Raw genomic sequence first — 1053 nt, 5'->3', positions numbered from 1 at the left:
TCCAACATTATCAGAAGCCATGCATGAATCTATTTTGGCTTCAATGCAACGAGCGATTCATATGTAGAAATTCTACATTTACAGGAGTTGAACATGGTTAAGGGATTAAAAAATAAAGTTGCTTTAGTGACTGGGGCAGCCCAAGGCATTGGCCGTGGGATTGCCCTGCGCTTGGCGCAAGAAGGGGCACATATTGCATTAGTTGATATGAAACAAGATCGACTCAACGATGTGCAGCAGGAAATTCAGGCTTTAGGTGTAAATGCGAGCACTTTTATTGCTGATGTAAGTGACCGCGAGCAGGTGTATGCTGCTATAAATCATGCTGAGCAGGCCCTTGGTGGGTTTGATGTCATGATTAATAACGCTGGAATTGCACAAGTTCAAGCGATTGCGGATATCACACCTGATGAATTTCAAAAAATTGTTGATATTAATATTGGTGGAGTACTGTGGGGAATACAGGCTGCTGCTGCAAAATTTAAACAACGCGAACATAAAGGTAAAATCATTAATGCTTGCTCAATTGCAGGCCACGATGGGTTTGCTTTACTCGGTATTTACTCGGCAACCAAATTTGCGGTACGAGCACTTACCCAAGCTGCGGCAAAAGAATATGCCAGTCACGGTATTACGGTAAATGGATATTGCCCCGGAATTGTCGGAACGGACATGTGGGTTGAAATCGATAAATGTTTTGCTGAAATTACCGGTGCTGCAATTGGTGAAACTTATAAAAAGTATGTGGAAGGCATTGCTTTAGGTAGAGCCCAAACACCAGACGATGTAGCCGCATTAGTTGCTTTTCTGGCAAGTGAAGATTCAGACTATATTACGGGTCAATCCATTTTAACGGACGGCGGAATTGTCTATCGCTAAAACAACATCCTGATTTGAGGGAGATAATAATGAAAGCAGCGCGTTTTTATGACAGAGGTGATATTCGTATTGAAGATATTCCTGAACCAGAAGTCACTCCCGGCACTGTAGGCATTAAGGTAGCTTGGTGTGGAATCTGTGGTACAGATTTGCACGAATTTATGGAAGGGCCAA

Annotated in this window: 1 protein-coding gene and 2 pseudogenes; all 3 read left to right on the top strand. The window is 42.7% G+C overall.

What is annotated here, in order from left to right; all coding sequences use genetic code 11:
* A pseudogene (locus VXQ92_RS20960) lies at positions 1–67 on the top strand (hypothetical protein); the annotation flags it as partial.
* Between the two features lie 26 nt (positions 68–93).
* Positions 94–879: an acetoin reductase gene (locus VXQ92_RS20955; RefSeq protein WP_265643106.1), complete on the top strand. Its 786-nt coding sequence runs from the start codon at positions 94–96 to the stop codon at positions 877–879.
* A gap of 29 nt (positions 880–908) precedes the next feature.
* A pseudogene (locus VXQ92_RS20950) lies at positions 909–1053 on the top strand (butanediol dehydrogenase); the annotation flags it as partial.

This window comes from Acinetobacter sp. 228 (assembly GCF_048147885.1).
The sequence above is the reverse complement of the archived record's forward strand: the minus strand, read 5'-3'. Positions and strand labels throughout refer to the sequence as shown.

What these genes read in the sequence shown, in the direction of transcription:
- VXQ92_RS20955 (WP_265643106.1), top strand. Translation starts at nt 94, where the DNA reads ATGGTTAAGGGATTAAAAAATAAAGTTGCTTTAGTGACTGGGGCAGCC.